We start from the raw sequence: 16,522 nt of genomic DNA on the forward strand, positions 1-16,522 counted from the left end.
CGTTTTAAGATCCTCGCGAAACCGTGAACTGACACTCGGGAGCGTCGCTTGACCGCTCCCCTTTAGCTTCATATTTTAAAGCTGAATAAGCGACCCACAATTGCTGAAGAACACGTTGACCTATGCAAAAATGGAGAATGCATTGAAGATCCTATTCGTTACTAGCAGCTCGGACATGGGCTATTGGCTTGCTGAGTTGACCCATCCGTTTTGGCACTTCTCCGAACGTGGTTGTGAGATCGACTTCGCAAGCCCAGCAGGCGGCAAGGTCAAATACGACCCAATGAGTGATCCGTTTGCGGAAAATACCTGGGAGCCGGATGATCTTGTTTCCAAAGGCTTCCTGACCGACAAAGCCCTCGTTGCAAAGCTGTTTTCCACTATTGCGCTCAGGGACGTTGATCCGTCTAGTTACGATGCGATACATATCGTCGGCGGCGGTGGTGCTGCTGTAGACCTGTTTCCGAACGAGGATCTGGGCAAACTCTTGGAACACTTTTCTGCTGAAGGGAAGGTTGTCGGCGCGATCTGCCACGGATCTATCGCATTGGCAAATATTCCAGGGCGAGTTTCTGGACGACGGGCGACGGGTTTCAGCCGCGCGGAAGATGCGCAACTGGAACCGATGTATGGCAAAGACTTCCTTCCCCATTGGCCACAGGTAGAGATGGAGAAGGCTGGAATCGTCTACTCGGCCTCGACGGACGTTGGCACCCAAGTGGTGATAGATGGCAAGTTAATTACAGGGCAGGATCAGAAAGCCGCGTCAGAGTATTCGATCGCATTCATTCATCTGTTGTTTGGTAACGACGTGGTCGTCACTGTCTAGTGAGGCTGAGCGAGCCAGGTGCGCCACACCTCCGGCGCACCGGACTCACAAGTGCATCCAGGGACGCGCAAGCGCAAATTCGACGACCTCTGCTTCAGGCATTGGCTTTGACAGTCGGAAGCCCTGAAGCGTCGTGCATCCTAGCGCTCGTAGAATCTCGATCTGCTCGAAAGTCTCGACGCCTTCAGCTACGACCTCAATGTCCATTGATCGCGCGATATCGACGATCGACGAGATCAGCTTTCGTTGCGAGCTGGAATTGGCAAGCGGCTTGACTAGTTTCCGGTCAATTTTCAGCCGATGAGGAGCCAATTCGATCAAGCTGACGATCGACGCATGACCAGTTCCGAAATCATCGATTTCGATGTCGATACCCATTTTCCGGATGTTCTCGATAGCGGTGATTAATGTCTGGTCTTCACCATCGAAAGAGATCGACTCCAGTAGCTCGAACGACAACGTCCCGGGACTGAAATGCAGCGAAGAAAGTTTCGCAATGAAGCTCTCTTCCCGGAGACGCTGCGCAGACACATTGACAGATATACGGGGTAGCCGGAATCCCTGAGCTTCGAAACTCTTCAGAGCCGCAAGCGATTTGATGAGGATCAATTCGTCAATGGCACAAAGTTTGCCGATTTTCTCGGCGACAGGGAGGAAGGCTGCAGGGGATATCAAGCCCCGGACCGGGTGCTTCCACCTAACCAAAGCCTCGGTTCCAGCGATTTCCAATGTCCGCGCATCGAACTGAGGCTGGAAATAAGGCACGAACTGATCTTCCTCGAGCGCGATAAGGATTTCGTCGGCGAGCTGCCTACTCGTCACAAATTCGCTTCGAAGTGTAGGGGTGTAGAGCCGGACACGCCCTTTGCCTTGCTTCTTGGCTTCGTAGAGCGCGATGTCAGCGTCGGCAATGAGCTGGGAGATTTCGCACGAGTTGTCTTGGACGGCGATTCCTACGCTCGCTCCGAGACGCCATTCTCTGCCGTCCACTGAAATAGGCTTTGCGAGCTGCTTCACGATCTCGGAGCCGATTTCGCTCGCAAGCTCGCCCGCGTTTGACGCCTGGATGAAAATCACAAACTCGTCGCCGCCAATTCTCGCGAGGAAACATGCTGAGTTGCTAAGGGCAACCAGCGCTTGAGATATCGAGCGAAGAACGGCGTCACCGACATTGTGTCCCGCAGTGTCGTTCACTTCCTTGAAGCGGTCCAGATCAATGTGAATGCAGGCAATTGGTTTTCTTTCTGAAGGCGTCGCTGCTTTCAATCTCTCGATGAATCTATCCACATAGCGGCGGTTCGGCAGACCCGTAAGTGGGTCGTGGAGCGCCTGGTGTTCGAGTTTCGTTTGGGCCGCCTCCAGCTCCTGGTTTTGCTGCCGTGCTCGCTCTTCGGCTTCACGAAGCTCCTCATGGAGCAAGACGTCTTTAGTGACATCCCAGTTCGCGCCGATTATGACGCGCTCACCGCCCGGCATCGAATGCGTGACCCCGTAAGCCCTGAGGATACGTCTCTCTCCAGTCGGAGTGGTAATGCGAAACTGGCCAACCAGCTTTCGGCGGGCCTCAATGGCATCTGTCAGCGCTTGTTCTACTTCGGCTATGTCATCCGGGTGAACACGCCTGCGAAAATCGCTGTAATCGAGTGGCATTGATTGGGACGCGATGCCGAAGATATCCCTCATCCGGTCGTCCCATATCAACCGCCCCGTGGTCGGATGATATTCCCAAACGCCTACGCCTGAAGCCTCCAAAGCCAGCTCCAGCCTGCGGGAGACCAGAAGGAGTCGATCCTCGTGCTGATCCTTCTCGGGCTGACTGCCATCCGATCCTAACGTGGGCGAAACCGGCGATGAGGCCAATGACGAGCGTGGGAACAGACTTGTGATGGAGGAAAACCGAGTTCTGAGCGACGTGAAGCTTTCGATATATGACATGAACGCCCTGAATATTGGGTGGGATCTAGTGTCGCGCCAATTTGCATCGCATATGGCTGTGGTGACGGTGGCGTACCGAAGTGGCACTAATAGAAATATGATAAGGTTCTTAATGACCCTTTAACCTTGAGTGGAAAGTGCTCGAAAAAGTTGCACACTTACTCCTGGGGATTTCGAACTTCCTTTTTTCGAGGATTCCACGTATTCCGGACACAGGCGGGGAGGGCTTCGTGGCGAGCATTTCAGATCTTTTATCGAACGATACTTCGCTAGAGGCGGCTGCCGATTTGAAGTCGTTGCCGCGAGTAAGACGGATTGGACTTGACTATCTCTTGCAAAGTCTGAAACGATCGGTTTCATTCGATTACATTGCTGTTTGCGGATTAGATTTCGATGGCTACGAGTTGGAGACGGGCAAGTCGTTTGATACGGATCTCCCACCTCTATTCGTCGAAAAGTACCTTGCGTCCGGATGGCATGCTCGTGACCCATTAATATTGGAAGCAAAGAACGGCGAGAGACTGCTCGTAGACGGTCTCGAATATTATTCACTGCCGCATGAGCTTGCCGACCTCCTGTCGTTCTTCAACTTGAAGAACCGGGCGCTCATTCCAATTGAACGACAGGGTAAGGTTTACGGAGCCGTGATCTTTGTTCGCTCAGTTGCTTTTAAGACTGAGGAACTCGCGTATCTTGAGTTTATCGCGAAGCCACTTTACGACGCAGTTGTTCAGCCCTTAATGGAGAAGTTTGCGGCTGTCGAGCTCCAACTAACTGCGGGCGAGATCAACTGCCTCCGTCACGCAGAGTTGGGCCTAACCAGCGATGAGATTTCCGCAGAGCTTGGATTTGCTACGCAGACGGTGAATGCGTATATCCTATCGGCAACCCGGAAGCTCAAGGCGAACAACAGAACCCATGCGATTGCCACAGCGCTACGTCGGGGTTTGCTAGAGTAGCCGCTCAACCGGGCAGCGGGACTCCAGATACTTCAGCGCAGAAGGCCAGAAGTTTGTCCTGAACCACAACATCCCGCGTCTGAGCGTGAGGCTCGGCCTTTTTCAAGTGGAAGAAATAACTCCCAGTCGTTTTGGCGTTAGAATCGTCACTCGATGCGAGCCATGCCTGCGTTTCGCATCCTTCTTGCAAGTCGTCGGTCGCTGCAGCGCCTCCCATCCTTGTGGGTACCCAACCGGGAGAGAGGGTATTCGAAAGAACGTCCGGCCAAAGTCTAGCAAACGCGAATGCGAGCAACACGTCATAGAACTTCGATTCAGAGTACGCGGCCCATCCATCCCATGGCCTGGTCTTCCATGAGATGTCATCGGCATTAAAGTTGGCCTGCTTATGCATGTTGGAGCTGAGGTAGATTAGTCTCTTCGGCTTCGCAATTAACGCGGTCAGCACGTACGGTGCCAACGTGTTGACAGCGAAGATCTCGGGGAACCCGTCCGAAGTCAGAACCTTCGTCTCTTGGTGGCCGATCGCCGCATTATGGATGACCGCGTCGAAATGGCCGCAAGCGTTCACCTGCTCAGCAACACCTTTTGCTCCGTCGATTGTGCTCAGATCGCCAACGACAATGTCCTCGACCTCGGGCAGCTCGCGCTGCGCGTCAAATGCACGAAGCTCATTGCGGGCGTGAAGCGTCACCTGATGGCCTTGTGCAACGAGCAGCTTTCCGGCGAGCAAGCCAAGCCCAGTGGACGAGCCGGAGATAAAAATGCGTGACATGGTTGGGTCCTTGCTGTCGAAATCTTGGCAGTGGTGTCACCGCCACCTACGCGTACTGAGCGATACCGTTGCCGAACGACCAGTTTTCGCGTTTGACCTCAATCAGGTTGATGAACACGTCCTCTCTCCGCATGCCAGCGCGACTGTGGAGGTCATCAGCAACCCGCTGATAGAAGGCCTTCTTGAGATCGGTTGCTCTGCCTTCGTTGAGCGTTATCTGAATGATTAGCGCGTCCGAGGAGCGTTCGATCCCAAGGTATGTCGGATCCATGATGAGGCTATCTTGACTATGCTCGCTGATGATCTGAAAGCGGTCGTCCTTCGGAGCGCCAAGCACTTCCACAAGCGCCTCGTACACAATGCTGCCGATAACCTGCTTAAATTCGGGAGACTTCCCCACTGGGATTTCAATTCTGGCAAGTGGCATTTCTTCATCCTTTTCGTCGTGATGACTGATAGCGAATCCGGACAACTGTGCCATACGACATTCATGTTATTGACTTCAAAATTCGAAGCTGATCTGTGGCGCATACTCTCTGAGCACCTCGGTGCTTGGTATTCGCAGCTTACTCTGAATTTTCAACGTTGGAGATCAAAATGGAATATCGATATCTTGGCGGCTCGGGTTTCAAGGTTCCCGCGCTGAGCTTCGGCACGGCGACGTTTGGAGGGAAGGGTGACTTCTTCGGAGCCTGGGGCAAGACGGACGTCAGTGAAGCCAAGCGCCTTGTCGATGTATGCTTGGACGCTGGGCTAAATCTCTTCGACACGGCTGACGTCTATTCCGCTGGCGCTTCTGAAGAAATTCTCGGCCAAGCGATCGAAGGTAAACGCGGAGATGTATTGATCTCCACAAAGGCGACTTTTCGGTCTGGCGACGGTCCTAACGACGTTGGCTCTTCCAGGCATCATCTGACGCGGACGGTCGAGGCATCTCTCAAGAGGCTGAAGACCGATTACATCGATCTCTTCCAGCTCCACGGTTTCGACGCTAAGACGCCGATCGAAGAGACCCTTTCCACCCTCGACGACCTCGTTCGAGCTGGCAAGATTCGTTATGTTGGCTGCTCGAATTTCTCCGGCTGGCACCTTATGAAATCGCTGGCCGTAGCGGAAAAGTACAACCTCCCGCGATATGTCGCTAACCAGGCATACTATTCGCTCGCCAACCGTGAGTACGAGTGGGAGCTCATGCCTTTGGGCGTTGACCAGAGAGTCGGCGCGATGGTCTGGAGCCCGCTTGCGTCCGGACGCCTGACCGGCAAAATCCGGCGTGACAATCCCCAGCCAGCGGGCACTCGGTTCGCGGCTCGTCCGGGAGATGGTCCGTTCATCGATTCCGAGCATCTGTATAACATCGTTGATGCTTTGGATAAGGTCGCAGCCGAGACGAACAAGTCCGTCTCCCAGGTTGCCTTGAATTGGCTTTTGCAGCGGCCTACCGTCTCCAGCATCATTATCGGCGCTCGCAACGAGGAACAGTTGAAGCAGAATCTTACTGTGACCGACTGGAGCCTAACGAGTGAGCAGGTATCGTTCCTGGACGAGGCGAGTGCTCAGACACCTGCATATCCGTATTGGCATCAGGCCGGGTTCGGAGAGCGCAACCCATCGCCCATTGCTCAAGCGGCTAGCTGAACGCTCGACCATCGGTGAGGGTCAAAAAGTTCTTCTTGATGGTCGAACCAAGTTCAACACAAAATATTCGCTTCAAAATATGAAGCGTATTTGCTATGTGTGATCTCGACACCGCGAGCGCGGTGTCGAGATGCGCATGGATGATTGTTGCGCCTTGTCTCGTCCGGATAGCTATGAAGGCTAGGCGCGGATCAGCGTGAGACTCCAGATGATTTCAATAATTTCAACCATGCGACCGTTCCTCAGTGGCTTCCGGGGAGGGTCAAGCAAGGCAGATCAACCAGAAACGATCGAATTGCAGTCGGGTCAGCGGTCGACCGTGAGAACGGCGAACGCTTCGCTAGCGGTTAGCGCCATTCCGCAAGCAACGATCGATGCGTTAGCCGGGATCAATGTGTCGGAACAAAAGTCTGATCTGGTTGGCAAAGTCGGGGATGAGTTAGGCATCAGAACTTCTGATTTCGCTAAATGGGACGACTATCAGAACGCAATTGCTGCAAAGCTTGAAGAGCTGGGGCAGACCTCAGACGGCCAGAATGTCCTAGATGATCTCGAAGGCAAGCTTGGTCTGTCAAAGCTCGGTGTCTCGTTACAGATTATCCAAGGCGCGATGACGACCCCAGGCGGTGAGGACGATCAGAAACTCAATGCGGCGTTCCGTAGCGGGTCCGACATCGAGCGCGAGTACCAAGAGGCAATGCAGCGCTACCAAGGCTCTCACGATGACGGTACGTACAGTCCGAAGGTCGCGAAAACTAGGTGACTGCATTAATCGAATTTAAAAGGTTGGCCTTTGTAGCTGAGAGAATAGCTTCTGCGAGCGCCGGATCATCGGTTGCTCTCGCCAAGGATATCGAGCCTATCATGGCAGTTACAGCGGCAAGGGCCCGTCGCCCTCGCGTCACCTCGTCAGCGGCAGGGATTAGCTCGGCGATGATTGTTGAGAGCGCCTGTATATCGCCCGCCAACGCAGATCGAATCTCTGCACTCTGACGTCCGAGTTCCTGAGAAAGGCTGCTCAGCGCACAAGGTCCGCTCAATCCCGAAAGATTGGCGCTAGAGAGGTAGAAATCGAAGAGTGCTTCGAGCGGTGCTTCTGGGTGATCGTTGATGATCTGCTTCCAGTTCTGCTCTGTCTTGTGAAACAGATGTCGGCTTGTTTCGTAAGCCAGCTGCTCTTTGGAGTCGAAATGTCCGTAGAAGCCACCATGCGTGAAGCCCGCTGCCTTCATCACTTCCGCTACGCCAATAGCAGAGAAACCCTTATCGAGAAAAAGCTCGCTGGCAGCGTCTATGATCTTCTCGCGGTTTTGCGCGAACTGTGCGCGACTAACTCTCATCATCTGCTCCGAACATAATACTTGACAAGCATACATGATGAGTATCAGGAATGACAACAAGCCTTATGAATATCAGGCTTCAGCAGCTGCAGCTGAGCGCTCGTGACATCCGCTCTCGCTAGGCTGAACAGCACTAGGGACCCTCAATGGTATCGACAGTTCTCGCGTCAACTCTTGCTCGTCGCAACATCCACTACGGCTGGGTAGTGGTCGGAGCTACCTTCCTCACCATGCTTGTGACGGCGGGTGCGATGGGGGCACCAGGAGTCTTGATCAAGCCGCTCCAAGACGAGTTTGGTTGGAGCACGTCGGAAATCTCTTCTGCCCTCGCCGTGCGACTGGTTCTGTTCGGCCTGATGGGGCCTTTCGCGGCAGCATTCATAAACAACTTTGGCGTCCGCAAGGTCGTGGTTTTCGCCCTATTGCTGGTGGGGACGGGCTTCATAGGCTCTCTGTTCATGACCCAGCTCTGGCATCTCCTGGTTCTGTGGGGTTTGATCATCGGCTTTGGTACCGGGCTGACCGCCGTCGTTCTGGGAGCTACGATCTCCAACCGCTGGTTCACAAAACACCGAGGCTTGGTCATTGGGATGCTGTCGGCGAGTTCCGCTACCGGCCAGTTGGTGTTTCTTCCCATGATGGCCGCCCTCACCGAAAACTATGGTTGGCGAGCTGCCGTTTACCTCGTCTGTGGGATGATTGTCGTCGCAATGGTCGTGGTTGTCGCATTGATGCGCGATCATCCGGCGGATCTTAACCTCCCGTTGGTTGGCGAGGTCCATGTGACTCAGGTGAGTGGAAAGCCAAAGGACAGCCTGGGCAAGATGCTCCTGTCACCAATCACAATCCTGAACGAAGTATCTGGTTCATCGACGTTCTGGATCCTTTTTTCTACCTTCTTCATTTGCGGGCTGAGCACAAACGGCTTGATTCAAACCCACTTCGTGACCCTCTGCGGAGACTTCGGCATCAAGCCAATCGAGGCGTCCGGTTTCCTTGCCATCATCGGTATCTGTGACTTCATCGGAACAATCGGATCCGGCTGGCTGTCTGACCGCTTCGACAACCGTTGGCTCTTGTTTTGGTATTACGGGTTGCGCGGTCTCTCCTTGCTGTTCCTGCCATTCACCGATTTCGGGTTCTACGGTCTGTCGGTATTCTCGATCTTCTATGGTCTCGATTGGGTGGCCACAATTCCTCCAACCGTACGTCTGGCGGCTGACCGCTTTGGTCGCGAAAAGGTCGGACTGGTCTTCGGCTGGATCTTCGCGGCCCATCAGCTCGGTGCTGCGACGGCGGCGTACGGCGCGGGCCTCTCTCGCACAGAGCTCCAGAGCTACCTGCCAGCGTTCTTCATTGCCGGTGCCTTCTGCATCCTGGCTGCGATCCTATGCATCACACTAAACAAAGTGACCCGATCAGCTTCCGCTGCGGCCGTTGCTCACTGACCTTGTCACTATGATCGCTTTGGGCGGCGCAAATAATTGGATTTTCCATGGCTGAAGTAACCACAACACCCACCATATCGCACACCCCTTCGCTATACTGGCTGGCGCTGGGCACCTTCGCAGTCGGAACCGAAGGTCACATGATCGCGGCTATCTTGCCTCGGATCGCCACCGACCTCTCTGTTTCCGTTGAGGCAGCGGGGCAACTGGTTACGATATTCGCGTTGACCTACGCCTTTTCGTCTCCGTTGCTCACCACGCTCTTCGGGCATGTCGACCGGCGTAGAATCCTTCTGTCGGGTATGGGCCTCTTCGTTGTCTCCAACATTCTGGCCGCAGTTTCCTCCAGCTATGAACTTTTGGCTGTCGCTCGCGTGCTACTGGCCATGTCCGCCGGACTTTACGTCCCCAACGCAAATGCACTTGGTAGCGCACTTGTCCCTCCCGAGCGTCGGGGTAGGGCGCTTGCGATCGTCAGCGGGGGCTTGGGAGTTGCGGTGGCCATCGGGGTGCCATTGGGTTCGTTCATCGGAATTTCTTTCGGCTGGCGGATGCCGTTCGTCGGTGTCGCGATATTGTCCTCGATCGCTTTGATCGGCCTTCTCATTGGTCTACCCAAGGATATTGGCCAGGGCCTCTCTGCGCCAAGTCTTGGCGACCGCATCCGGGTGATCAAGAGACCGGGCGTCGGACTTGCTCTCATCCAGACCGTCTTCCTTGGTATGGGTGCTTACTGCGCATATACCTACGTCACGCCGTTCCTTGAGGCAGTGGGCGGCATCAAAGGCTCTGAACTCACAGGAGCCCTGTTCGCGTTCGGAGTGTCTGCTTTCGTGGGTATCATCGTAAGCGGCCACATAAGTGACCGTACAGGAAGCCGCCGTGTTGTCGCTTTCGCATTCGCTGCGGTGATCCTCGATTATTTGGCGATGTTTTTCATCCCACACCTTTTGCCGCCTGAAGGCGCGAAGATTGCGACATTCGTCCTCGTTGGTATCTGGGGCTTTGCATCATGGGCTTTCTTCCCAGCACAGCAGTCGAGATTGATTGCCGTCGCCGGGCACTCGGTTGGTCCAATTGTTTTGTCATTGAACGCGTCGGGAATGTACTTGGGCTTCTCAATAGGCGCGGGCATAGGGTCGGCGGTCCTCACGAGGCTTGACGTCGTCAATCTGGCGTGGGTGTCGGCACTCTTCGTGATGGTATCGTTCGCACTGCTTGTTGCGACAGGCGGTCGAGAACAGCACGACGTCTCTCGGCGCTAACGCGCCTCATCATCAAGAATTTGGAAATCTCAAATGTTGAATACCTGGCACCGATATCGCGCGATCCGCGATTTGTCATACGAAACTGCCGAGCTCACACTCGCAGAAGTCTATGGCTTGCCCGTCCGCCTGACACAAATTGATGAAAACGCCTTGGAGGCATTTGAGGAGCATTGGCTGCACCATCCGCATCGTCGATTTGAGTGGGATTGGCGTGAGGAGGTGGAGTCCTGGGAGAACCGTCCATCTCATTTCGAAGTCGCGATTTGGTGCAACTCATACCTGTCGGGGCTAGCTATCGGGAAGGTGTCCGATGGCAAGATCGTGTTGTCTATCTACCTTCTGGAGGGTTCGCCAGTCGATACCCATCCGCTCAAAGGCCTTGTTCGTTTCTGTGTCGTTGAAGCCGCTGAAGCCTATGGGTCGATACTTGGGTGCGACGAGCTTCATCTGCGTCAGCCGGTCGCCGAGGCGCTTCCTCTCTATTTCGACATGGGCTTCTCGCTTGAGACCAATGAGGCCAATATAGTAGTATGCGCGAAGGAGCTGAACCGATGAACCCCGAAGATCTACCATCTCTTGAAGAGGCTCGGGAACGAGCACGCCGTTTCGTGGCCAGGCGGAAGGCCGAGGGCGACGTCAGACTCCAGAAATACAAAGAGACTGCAAAGGCACTTCACGTCGAGGCAGCTGACGAGGCTGACGGCGATCTGACGTTGGACAAGAACGATCGTGAGACAGGTACCAAGTTCGAAATTTAACGTGGGATACGATGCCCCCGGTTGGTCACAAGCTTAGAGTAAACCCATCGAGGTAGATTTCCGGCAGAAGGTCGAGGTCTCCTCGCTCGTCACGTTGCCAACCGTGAAGGGTGTAAAGCCGTTGCACTCCATCAGCGCCACGTCTTACCCGCAGGCAAATCGCTGGGGCCTCCCAGGACTGGGCAAGCTTTTTCGCCTCCGCCAGGAAGATCGTGGAAAGGCTCTTTCCGGCGAAACGCGGCTCTATCGCCAGATATCGAAGCCCCGCAGAGCCATCGACCCAGGCCTCGTTACCTGATGCGCCCCAGCGGTAAAGAGTGATCGTCCCCGCGAGGATACCGTCAACCTCGCCAACGAGGACTGTAGCTTCTTCCCTCTTTTGCGCTCTGTTGCGCAGATCTGCATACCGCTCCGGGGAGGAAATGACCCCCGGCATTTTGGCGGAGTTCTGCGTGTCGAATGCCCTGACCAGAAGTTCGCCGACGGCATCGTCGTCCGCCTCTTCCGCGTGACGCAGCTTCATCATGCTCTATCCCCCTCAAACTGAGGCCTAAACTCTCTTGCCCTGGGCATCACTGAAGACCTCTGCTGCCAGACGAGACGCACTCATAGCAGAAGGCCACCCGGCGTAGAACGCGAGGTGGACGAGGATCTCTCGAAGCTCATCTTCGCTGATGCCGTTCTGTCTTGCCAGCTTGAAGTGATCGACTAACGGTTCGAGGCGTCCGGTAGCAACCAATGTCGTCACAGTGATCAGGCTTCGGTCGCGGTTTGACAGGCCCGGTCGCTCCCAAATGTCCTTGAATACGAGGTCCTTCGTCAATTGCGCCAGTTCGGGTGCAAACTCCGCAACATGGTTGATGAACGGGGAGCCTTCTTTAGCTAGCGTTGCCACGTTGATATCCTTTAAAGCCTGATGTTCATCATGTTTCGACGCAAAAGAAAAGGCCAAAGCTGAACCTTGGCGTTCCGTTAAAATCAGTGAATCCTCGGCACGTCTGGTAGCGAAGAAAGCTCGCATGCGGTAAGCGCACTGATGGCCACCAGCACTTCCTTGCGCGTGAAGCCACTCTCTTCGCCCTTGGCTATCAGGTCGGTGAATTCCACTGCGATCTCGCCACCGCAATCGGTTATCCGCTCCTGAGACACGACAAGAGCCTCTTCGATACTTATCATGATACCCTCCAATTGGCTGCCGTAATCCGACGCTATGGCGTCGATGCGTGCGCCGGGTTTGTTGCCTGGTGTGCCGTTGGCGTCTTCCACCCGTACAACCTTGGTATTCACGTGGTGACGGCGAGCGCGAGGTTCAAGTCCTTTCGCTTTGTATTTTGAAGCTTACAAAACCGGGTATGCTACAGGCGGGTGCCGACAGGTCAGCAGTGTCGGAGGTGCTTTATTGGATAGCGCCCCAGCTACGTTTGCAGGACAGCGGAACCGTGTACTACAGGTGCTTTCGCTTCAAATTTCGAAGTGATAATGTTTGCGCCGAAGCTGCTAGACAGGTGCCGCGAAATATGGATGACGAAACCAACACATTGGCCGCCAATGTCTCGCAACAAAAATGGGTTCTGCCCGTCTCGATCCTTGGAAGCAGCCTTGGATTCATCGACAGCTCTGTCGTCAATATCGCGCTACCTGCCATTCAGTCTGACCTGCACATTGGCCTCTCCGCCGTTCAATGGATATCGAATGGCTACCTGTTGACGCTCGCTAGCTTCATTTTGCTTGGGGGCGCTCTGGGGGACCGGTTTGGAACCCTTCGCGCCTTTTGTGTCGGGTTGAGCTTATTCGTGTTGGCTTCCATGGCGTGCGGGCTGGCAACCTCTCCCACAGTCTTGATAATCTCCCGATTTATCCAGGGAGCGGGTGCAGCTGCGCTAGTCCCGACGAGCCTCGCCTTGATAAGTCAAGCGTACACCGGCGAAGCAAGGGGCAAGGCAATCGGGACCTGGGCTGGAGCAGGGGGCGTCCTGATGGCGCTCGGGCCCCCTCTCGGCGGCTGGATGGTTGACCATGTGGGGTGGCGCTCGATTTTCTATATCAACGTGCCGATTGGGGCTTTGGCATTGTTACTCGCCAGAAATGTGCGTGAGAGCCGAAAAGCAGACGGATCACGCCAGTTGGACATCCCGGGATCGATTTTTGCCGTAGTCGCCCTTGGTTTGTTCACCTATGGACTGATTGCTGTCGGGGAGGGAGATATCTCTACCGGGCCAGCCATGTTGGCTTGCTCCGTAGCTGCAGGCGGATTGTTTTTATTTGTGGAGCAAAGGTCCCCTTATCCGATCCTGCCTCTGCGGTTATTCCGAAGCCGTAATTTCACGGGCTCTAACATCTTGACCATCATTCTATACGGAGGACTCGGTGGTGCCCTGTTCATGCTGCCATTCCATCTGATCAAGGTCCATTCTTTCTCGACCACGATGGCGGGCGCGGCGTTTCTGCCATTCTCCGTAATCCTTGGCCTTGGCTCTAGGCCCGCCGGTGGGATCTCCAGCCGGGTCGGACCACGGCTACCGATGATCCTTGGGCCGCTTATAACCGCCAGTGGCTTTGTTTTATTGGCCCTTTCCGGTGGGCAATCGGCGTATCTATCAGGATACTTTCCCGGTCTTGTACTCATCGGACTAGGTATGACCATCACAATACCGGCGCTGACCACTGTGGTGTTCGATTCCGCACCACCTGACGACAGTGGCGCGGCTTCGGGCATCAACAATGCCGCAGCGCGAAGTGGAAGCCTCTTCGCCGTGGCAGCACTTGGCATCGCGTTTGGCAGCTCGGATATCGGATCTCTAGCGCCTTCGGATATTTCCCAAGCTTACTCTGCGGTGATGGCTGTATCGGCAGCATCGGCGCTACTGAGTGCTTTGCTTGTATGGATCCTGATCGGCCCGGCTGAGCCGGACAAACCGGGCCTTTGAGGTCAGCGCTCGAACCAATCAGAAGAGATGACAGAATGGCAGCCTTTGTTTCCGGCTTGAGTACGAGCGGCTTTGACCTCTCAGATTACGAGGGCGCGTGGAGCCTTCATCGGCAATCGACAGACGGAGCCGAGATGCTTGGCCAGGCGACTATTACGCGTGACAATGAGCATTACCTATATGAGGAGAGTGGCGAGCTGACCCTTCCGACCGGCGAGAGGCTGCTCTTCAACCGAACGTACTGTTGGGTGGGCGACGGGGCTACGCTGCGTATCTTTTTCGACAGGGCCTGTCGTAACCTTTTTTTACATTTGATACCCGTTTTCGATCGCACGAATTATATCGGCAGAGCATCACACAAGTGTGGTGACGATTTCTATGATGCCGAATTTACCTTTGAGGGTGGTCAGGCGTTCCGAACAACGTACTCGGTAAGCGGGCCTCGCAAGGATTACGTTTTGACGTCAGAGTATAGGCGATCGAGGGACTGACCTGACCGATATTGGATTTCGCGACCTGCTCACCGCGAAGACGAGCTTGGATCGACTGCAGCAATTCATCTCGTCGTTGGCGACTATCTTGGTGCGGCTCAATCGTTTCGAAGCCGATTCGTTCCGGCATACGAATATTATCCGCTGGCGGTCTGACACGGCACCATTAGTTAGTCCCTGAGCATTTGCTTGAAGATAAACCTGTTGTCGCCTTTGCGGCCGCAGCGCTTGCAGTGAAGGTAGCGAGCAAGTTCGCTGGTCCGCGACGATGGACTGAATTTTTTGCGCGTCTTTTTGATATCGATTCCGCGAAAGTAGCCGCACCTGCAGAAACCGTACAAGATGAACCACTCGGGCACTTCGGAGAGCGCCATGTCCGCCAGCATATACGTCTCTGCTGGCAACTTAAGGGCGTCCACGGGCGATGGCTTTTCGTTGACCGACTTGAACGAGCTGTGCGGTGTCTCAAGTCGGCAGCCCATATGACCGCTCAAATCAACACGTTGGCACCCAAGGGCTCGGGCCAAAGTTACACCGAGGCTGCTGACGGCTACATCGCCCACCGCCGCAAGGACGCGCTCGACTGAACTGCTCTTGCTAACTCCGCAACCCGAGCAACGGATCTCGACGCTGCAACGGCTGTAAAACGAGAGCCAACGTATCCCATTGCGCCAATGCTCGTTCCGATCTTCCATGGCAACCAAGTAGGCGTGGCTTACGCGACTTTGCGGCAAAGCGCCTCAGCGATCTCGGCCGCTTCCAGACGACCTGACGTCTTGTACGGATAGTGCTTCCAACACCACCAATCCACGTGTTCAGCTTTACCGAAGCCGAAACCTGCCCAATCGCCACAATGGCATTTCCGGGCCACGAGCGTGGGAGCGCGTTTTAAAGTAGGACGATCGATGTCACTCATCGTGGATCCCTTCGTTGGGAGTGTCTGGACAGCAGGGTCGTTGTGCTCAGCTTTTACCAACGAAGTCGTTGTTCGCCGCTGCGGGCGTTCCTAGTTTGTTCTTTTTGTGCTAGGAGTCAAGGCAGGTGTTTGTGAAAGCAGGAGTGGAAATCGTGGCTAAGAAGTTGACGATCGCAACAATCAATCGTGGCTGGCCTCATCAGGTTGCGCTCCAGGCCGGTTCAAACGATGGTCTCGTGGAAAAGCAGTCACTTTTCTCCAAACGGCTGCTCCGCTGCGCCGAGATCCTCACCGTGACCCATGGTGGGCTGGCTTATAACGTCCACTGTTTCGCTACGCGGGCGGGCACTGTCGCTTTCATGTCAGAGTTTGGCGGCGAATGGTTTGATCTGAGCGAGAGAGGCAGGGGTCCACATACAGATCAATTCGGTCCGTCGACGTGCGGCGTTTGCTATTTAGCGGTTGAAGGCCTGGTCTTCGCCAGCTTAACCACGAGGCATTGCCGACGAAGCTCTTCAAGGTCGTTGGAGAGACCGGCATGCAGAAGTGCAGCACCGAGCATGCTCATGCAGGGCTCCTGGCCGAGAGCACTTTTAACATCGCCACCACCCAGGAGCTCACGAGCCGCATAAGCCGCAAGCCTCGCGTCTTCGGCATGTCCATCAGATACACCTGATGTGACGAAGGCTTCAAAGACTAGGATTTCGCCGGGCTCAGCGGGTAGACTTGTCCAATCTTGCCAAGCTTTGAGGCCGGGGATGTTTGAGGCGAGCCTGTCCAAAATCGCGGGCACCAAGGCCAAGGCCATCGCGGTGACGCTAGCTCCCGCTCCGGCGCTCCATGGCCGACCCGTCTCTCCGGGGCGCTGTTGAAGGGTTGCTCCGATATCGCGTTTGGTAGGTACATACATCGGAGCCTCGAACCCGAGGACGACCGGTCCAGCGAGAATTGCTTCGGTTAGACTGACAATCAGATCTTCAGGGCCGGTGCCCCCATCCTCGATGAAGGGGCCCGTGATCCACCAACCCAAGTTGCCTTGCTTTGGCGATCCAATATCAACTACGGCGTAGTGCATGCTTGTCCTCCAGACTGGGAGCTTCGCGTAGCTAAACCGTGCTCCTGCTACCGGAGATGAGTGTTGTCGCGAATTTGTCACGCAGTATGAAAGTTATCACCGCTGAAAGCTGGATGACTTGCCGGGAATCGGCGTTGGCTTTGAGATAGGCCGGGACCGAATA

The 16,522-nt window shown here is 55.1% G+C and carries 20 protein-coding genes; 10 read left to right on the forward strand and 10 right to left on the reverse strand.

What is annotated here, in order from left to right; genetic code table 11:
* Positions 1-100: 100 nt before the first annotated feature.
* Positions 101-829, forward strand: a complete 729-nt coding sequence (locus tag ACCD05_RS06460; protein WP_413391848.1) for a type 1 glutamine amidotransferase domain-containing protein — start codon at positions 101-103, stop codon at positions 827-829.
* Between the two features lie 45 nt (positions 830-874).
* On the opposite strand, the gene ACCD05_RS06465 is transcribed toward ACCD05_RS06460, so the two are convergent.
* A complete protein-coding gene (locus ACCD05_RS06465) occupies positions 875-2,764 on the reverse strand; it encodes a putative bifunctional diguanylate cyclase/phosphodiesterase (protein ID WP_413391849.1) in 1,890 nt (629 codons plus the stop codon).
* 137 nt (positions 2,765-2,901) lie between these two features.
* Between ACCD05_RS06465 and ACCD05_RS06470 the strand changes: the two genes are divergently transcribed.
* Positions 2,902-3,723: a response regulator transcription factor gene (locus ACCD05_RS06470; RefSeq protein WP_413391850.1), complete on the forward strand. Its 822-nt coding sequence runs from the start codon at positions 2,902-2,904 to the stop codon at positions 3,721-3,723.
* Positions 3,724-3,727: 4 nt separating this feature from the next.
* Here the strand turns inward: ACCD05_RS06470 and ACCD05_RS06475 are convergent, their stop codons facing one another.
* Both ACCD05_RS06475 and ACCD05_RS06480 read right to left on the reverse strand, forming a co-directional pair.
* The gene (locus tag ACCD05_RS06475; RefSeq protein ID WP_413391851.1) at positions 3,728-4,498 is read right to left on the reverse strand and encodes an SDR family NAD(P)-dependent oxidoreductase; all 771 of its coding nucleotides are present in this window, start codon (positions 4,496-4,498) and stop codon (positions 3,728-3,730) included.
* 46 nt (positions 4,499-4,544) lie between these two features.
* Positions 4,545-4,979 (reverse strand): tautomerase family protein, encoded by a 435-nt coding sequence (locus ACCD05_RS06480; protein WP_413391852.1) that lies wholly within the window; start codon positions 4,977-4,979, stop codon positions 4,545-4,547.
* Positions 4,980-5,095: 116 nt separating this feature from the next.
* On the opposite strand from ACCD05_RS06480, the gene ACCD05_RS06485 reads away from it, so the two are divergent.
* Together ACCD05_RS06485 and ACCD05_RS06490 are read left to right on the forward strand one after the other, a co-directional pair.
* The gene (locus tag ACCD05_RS06485; RefSeq protein WP_413391853.1) at positions 5,096-6,136 is read left to right on the forward strand and encodes an aldo/keto reductase; all 1,041 of its coding nucleotides are present in this window, start codon (positions 5,096-5,098) and stop codon (positions 6,134-6,136) included.
* 208 nt (positions 6,137-6,344) lie between these two features.
* Positions 6,345-6,899, forward strand: coding sequence for a hypothetical protein (locus ACCD05_RS06490; RefSeq protein WP_413391854.1), 555 nt, complete (start codon positions 6,345-6,347; stop codon positions 6,897-6,899).
* Here ACCD05_RS06490 and ACCD05_RS06495 read toward each other — a convergent pair.
* A complete protein-coding gene (locus ACCD05_RS06495) occupies positions 6,892-7,476 on the reverse strand; it encodes a TetR/AcrR family transcriptional regulator (RefSeq protein ID WP_413391855.1) in 585 nt (194 codons plus the stop codon). The genes ACCD05_RS06490 and ACCD05_RS06495 overlap by 8 nt on opposite strands.
* 146 nt (positions 7,477-7,622) lie before the next feature.
* Here ACCD05_RS06495 and ACCD05_RS06500 point away from each other — a divergent pair, with 146 nt between their 5' ends.
* Genes ACCD05_RS06500 through ACCD05_RS06515 form a run of 4 tightly spaced genes read left to right on the forward strand, consistent with a single transcriptional unit; the run spans position 7,623 to position 10,950 of the window.
* Positions 7,623-8,924: an MFS transporter gene (locus ACCD05_RS06500; RefSeq protein WP_413391856.1), complete on the forward strand. Its 1,302-nt coding sequence runs from the start codon at positions 7,623-7,625 to the stop codon at positions 8,922-8,924.
* Between the two features lie 47 nt (positions 8,925-8,971).
* Positions 8,972-10,189 carry an MFS transporter gene (locus ACCD05_RS06505; protein ID WP_413391857.1) on the forward strand — a complete coding sequence of 406 codons (1,218 nt, stop codon included), beginning with the start codon at positions 8,972-8,974 and terminating at the stop codon, positions 10,187-10,189.
* A 33-nt stretch (positions 10,190-10,222) separates the two neighbouring features.
* Positions 10,223-10,747 carry a hypothetical protein gene (locus tag ACCD05_RS06510; protein ID WP_413391858.1) on the forward strand — a complete coding sequence of 175 codons (525 nt, stop codon included), beginning with the start codon at positions 10,223-10,225 and terminating at the stop codon, positions 10,745-10,747.
* Positions 10,744-10,950 carry a hypothetical protein gene (locus tag ACCD05_RS06515; protein ID WP_413391859.1) on the forward strand — a complete coding sequence of 69 codons (207 nt, stop codon included), beginning with the start codon at positions 10,744-10,746 and terminating at the stop codon, positions 10,948-10,950. The genes ACCD05_RS06510 and ACCD05_RS06515 overlap by 4 nt, the downstream gene beginning before the upstream one ends.
* 25 nt (positions 10,951-10,975) lie before the next feature.
* On the opposite strand, the gene ACCD05_RS06520 is transcribed toward ACCD05_RS06515, so the two are convergent.
* The 3 genes from ACCD05_RS06520 to ACCD05_RS06530 are packed head-to-tail and all read right to left on the reverse strand — an operon-like array spanning position 10,976 to position 12,216.
* Positions 10,976-11,476 carry a GNAT family N-acetyltransferase gene (locus ACCD05_RS06520; RefSeq protein WP_413391860.1) on the reverse strand — a complete coding sequence of 167 codons (501 nt, stop codon included), beginning with the start codon at positions 11,474-11,476 and terminating at the stop codon, positions 10,976-10,978.
* 24 nt (positions 11,477-11,500) lie between these two features.
* Positions 11,501-11,971 (reverse strand): carboxymuconolactone decarboxylase family protein, encoded by a 471-nt coding sequence (locus ACCD05_RS06525; protein ID WP_413391861.1) that lies wholly within the window; start codon positions 11,969-11,971, stop codon positions 11,501-11,503.
* Positions 11,929-12,216, reverse strand: coding sequence for a hypothetical protein (locus ACCD05_RS06530; RefSeq protein WP_413391862.1), 288 nt, complete (start codon positions 12,214-12,216; stop codon positions 11,929-11,931). The genes ACCD05_RS06525 and ACCD05_RS06530 overlap by 43 nt, the downstream gene beginning before the upstream one ends.
* A gap of 251 nt (positions 12,217-12,467) precedes the next feature.
* Between ACCD05_RS06530 and ACCD05_RS06535 the strand changes: the two genes are divergently transcribed.
* Together ACCD05_RS06535 and ACCD05_RS06540 are read left to right on the forward strand one after the other, a co-directional pair.
* Positions 12,468-13,877 carry an MFS transporter gene (locus tag ACCD05_RS06535; protein ID WP_413391863.1) on the forward strand — a complete coding sequence of 470 codons (1,410 nt, stop codon included), beginning with the start codon at positions 12,468-12,470 and terminating at the stop codon, positions 13,875-13,877.
* Positions 13,878-13,912: 35 nt separating this feature from the next.
* Positions 13,913-14,368: a DUF6314 family protein gene (locus ACCD05_RS06540; RefSeq protein ID WP_413391864.1), complete on the forward strand. Its 456-nt coding sequence runs from the start codon at positions 13,913-13,915 to the stop codon at positions 14,366-14,368.
* 170 nt (positions 14,369-14,538) lie between these two features.
* On the opposite strand, the gene ACCD05_RS06545 is transcribed toward ACCD05_RS06540, so the two are convergent.
* From ACCD05_RS06545 to ACCD05_RS06555, 3 genes are all read right to left on the reverse strand, one after another.
* Positions 14,539-14,754, reverse strand: coding sequence for a hypothetical protein (locus ACCD05_RS06545; RefSeq protein WP_413391865.1), 216 nt, complete (start codon positions 14,752-14,754; stop codon positions 14,539-14,541).
* Positions 14,755-15,083: 329 nt separating this feature from the next.
* The gene (locus tag ACCD05_RS06550) at positions 15,084-15,284 is read right to left on the reverse strand and encodes a hypothetical protein (protein ID WP_413391866.1); all 201 of its coding nucleotides are present in this window, start codon (positions 15,282-15,284) and stop codon (positions 15,084-15,086) included.
* Between the two features lie 451 nt (positions 15,285-15,735).
* Positions 15,736-16,359 (reverse strand): hypothetical protein, encoded by a 624-nt coding sequence (locus ACCD05_RS06555; RefSeq protein ID WP_413391867.1) that lies wholly within the window; start codon positions 16,357-16,359, stop codon positions 15,736-15,738.
* Between the last annotated feature and the right edge of the window lie 163 nt (positions 16,360-16,522).

It is taken from the genome of Rhizobium sp. Rhizsp42, assembly GCF_047304155.1.
Lineage (GTDB): Bacteria > Pseudomonadota > Alphaproteobacteria > Rhizobiales > Rhizobiaceae > Rhizobium.

Excerpts from the sequence above, each read along its gene's own strand:
- ACCD05_RS06465 (WP_413391849.1), bottom strand. The coding sequence starts at position 2,764 with ATGTCATATATCGAAAGCTTCACGTCGCTCAGAACTCGGTTTTCCTCC.
- ACCD05_RS06475 (WP_413391851.1), bottom strand. The coding sequence starts at position 4,498 with ATGTCACGCATTTTTATCTCCGGCTCGTCCACTGGGCTTGGCTTGCTC.
- ACCD05_RS06480 (WP_413391852.1), bottom strand. The coding sequence starts at position 4,979 with ATGGCACAGTTGTCCGGATTCGCTATCAGTCATCACGACGAAAAGGAT.
- ACCD05_RS06485 (WP_413391853.1), top strand. The coding sequence starts at position 5,096 with ATGGAATATCGATATCTTGGCGGCTCGGGTTTCAAGGTTCCCGCGCTG.
- ACCD05_RS06490 (WP_413391854.1), top strand. The coding sequence starts at position 6,345 with ATGATTTCAATAATTTCAACCATGCGACCGTTCCTCAGTGGCTTCCGG.
- ACCD05_RS06495 (WP_413391855.1), bottom strand. The coding sequence starts at position 7,476 with ATGAGAGTTAGTCGCGCACAGTTCGCGCAAAACCGCGAGAAGATCATA.
- ACCD05_RS06500 (WP_413391856.1), top strand. The coding sequence starts at position 7,623 with ATGGTATCGACAGTTCTCGCGTCAACTCTTGCTCGTCGCAACATCCAC.
- ACCD05_RS06505 (WP_413391857.1), top strand. The coding sequence starts at position 8,972 with ATGGCTGAAGTAACCACAACACCCACCATATCGCACACCCCTTCGCTA.
- ACCD05_RS06510 (WP_413391858.1), top strand. The coding sequence starts at position 10,223 with ATGTTGAATACCTGGCACCGATATCGCGCGATCCGCGATTTGTCATAC.
- ACCD05_RS06515 (WP_413391859.1), top strand. The coding sequence starts at position 10,744 with ATGAACCCCGAAGATCTACCATCTCTTGAAGAGGCTCGGGAACGAGCA.
- ACCD05_RS06520 (WP_413391860.1), bottom strand. The coding sequence starts at position 11,476 with ATGATGAAGCTGCGTCACGCGGAAGAGGCGGACGACGATGCCGTCGGC.
- ACCD05_RS06525 (WP_413391861.1), bottom strand. The coding sequence starts at position 11,971 with ATGCGAGCTTTCTTCGCTACCAGACGTGCCGAGGATTCACTGATTTTA.
- ACCD05_RS06535 (WP_413391863.1), top strand. The coding sequence starts at position 12,468 with ATGGATGACGAAACCAACACATTGGCCGCCAATGTCTCGCAACAAAAA.
- ACCD05_RS06540 (WP_413391864.1), top strand. The coding sequence starts at position 13,913 with ATGGCAGCCTTTGTTTCCGGCTTGAGTACGAGCGGCTTTGACCTCTCA.
- ACCD05_RS06545 (WP_413391865.1), bottom strand. The coding sequence starts at position 14,754 with ATGCTGGCGGACATGGCGCTCTCCGAAGTGCCCGAGTGGTTCATCTTG.
- ACCD05_RS06550 (WP_413391866.1), bottom strand. The coding sequence starts at position 15,284 with ATGAGTGACATCGATCGTCCTACTTTAAAACGCGCTCCCACGCTCGTG.
- ACCD05_RS06555 (WP_413391867.1), bottom strand. The coding sequence starts at position 16,359 with ATGCACTACGCCGTAGTTGATATTGGATCGCCAAAGCAAGGCAACTTG.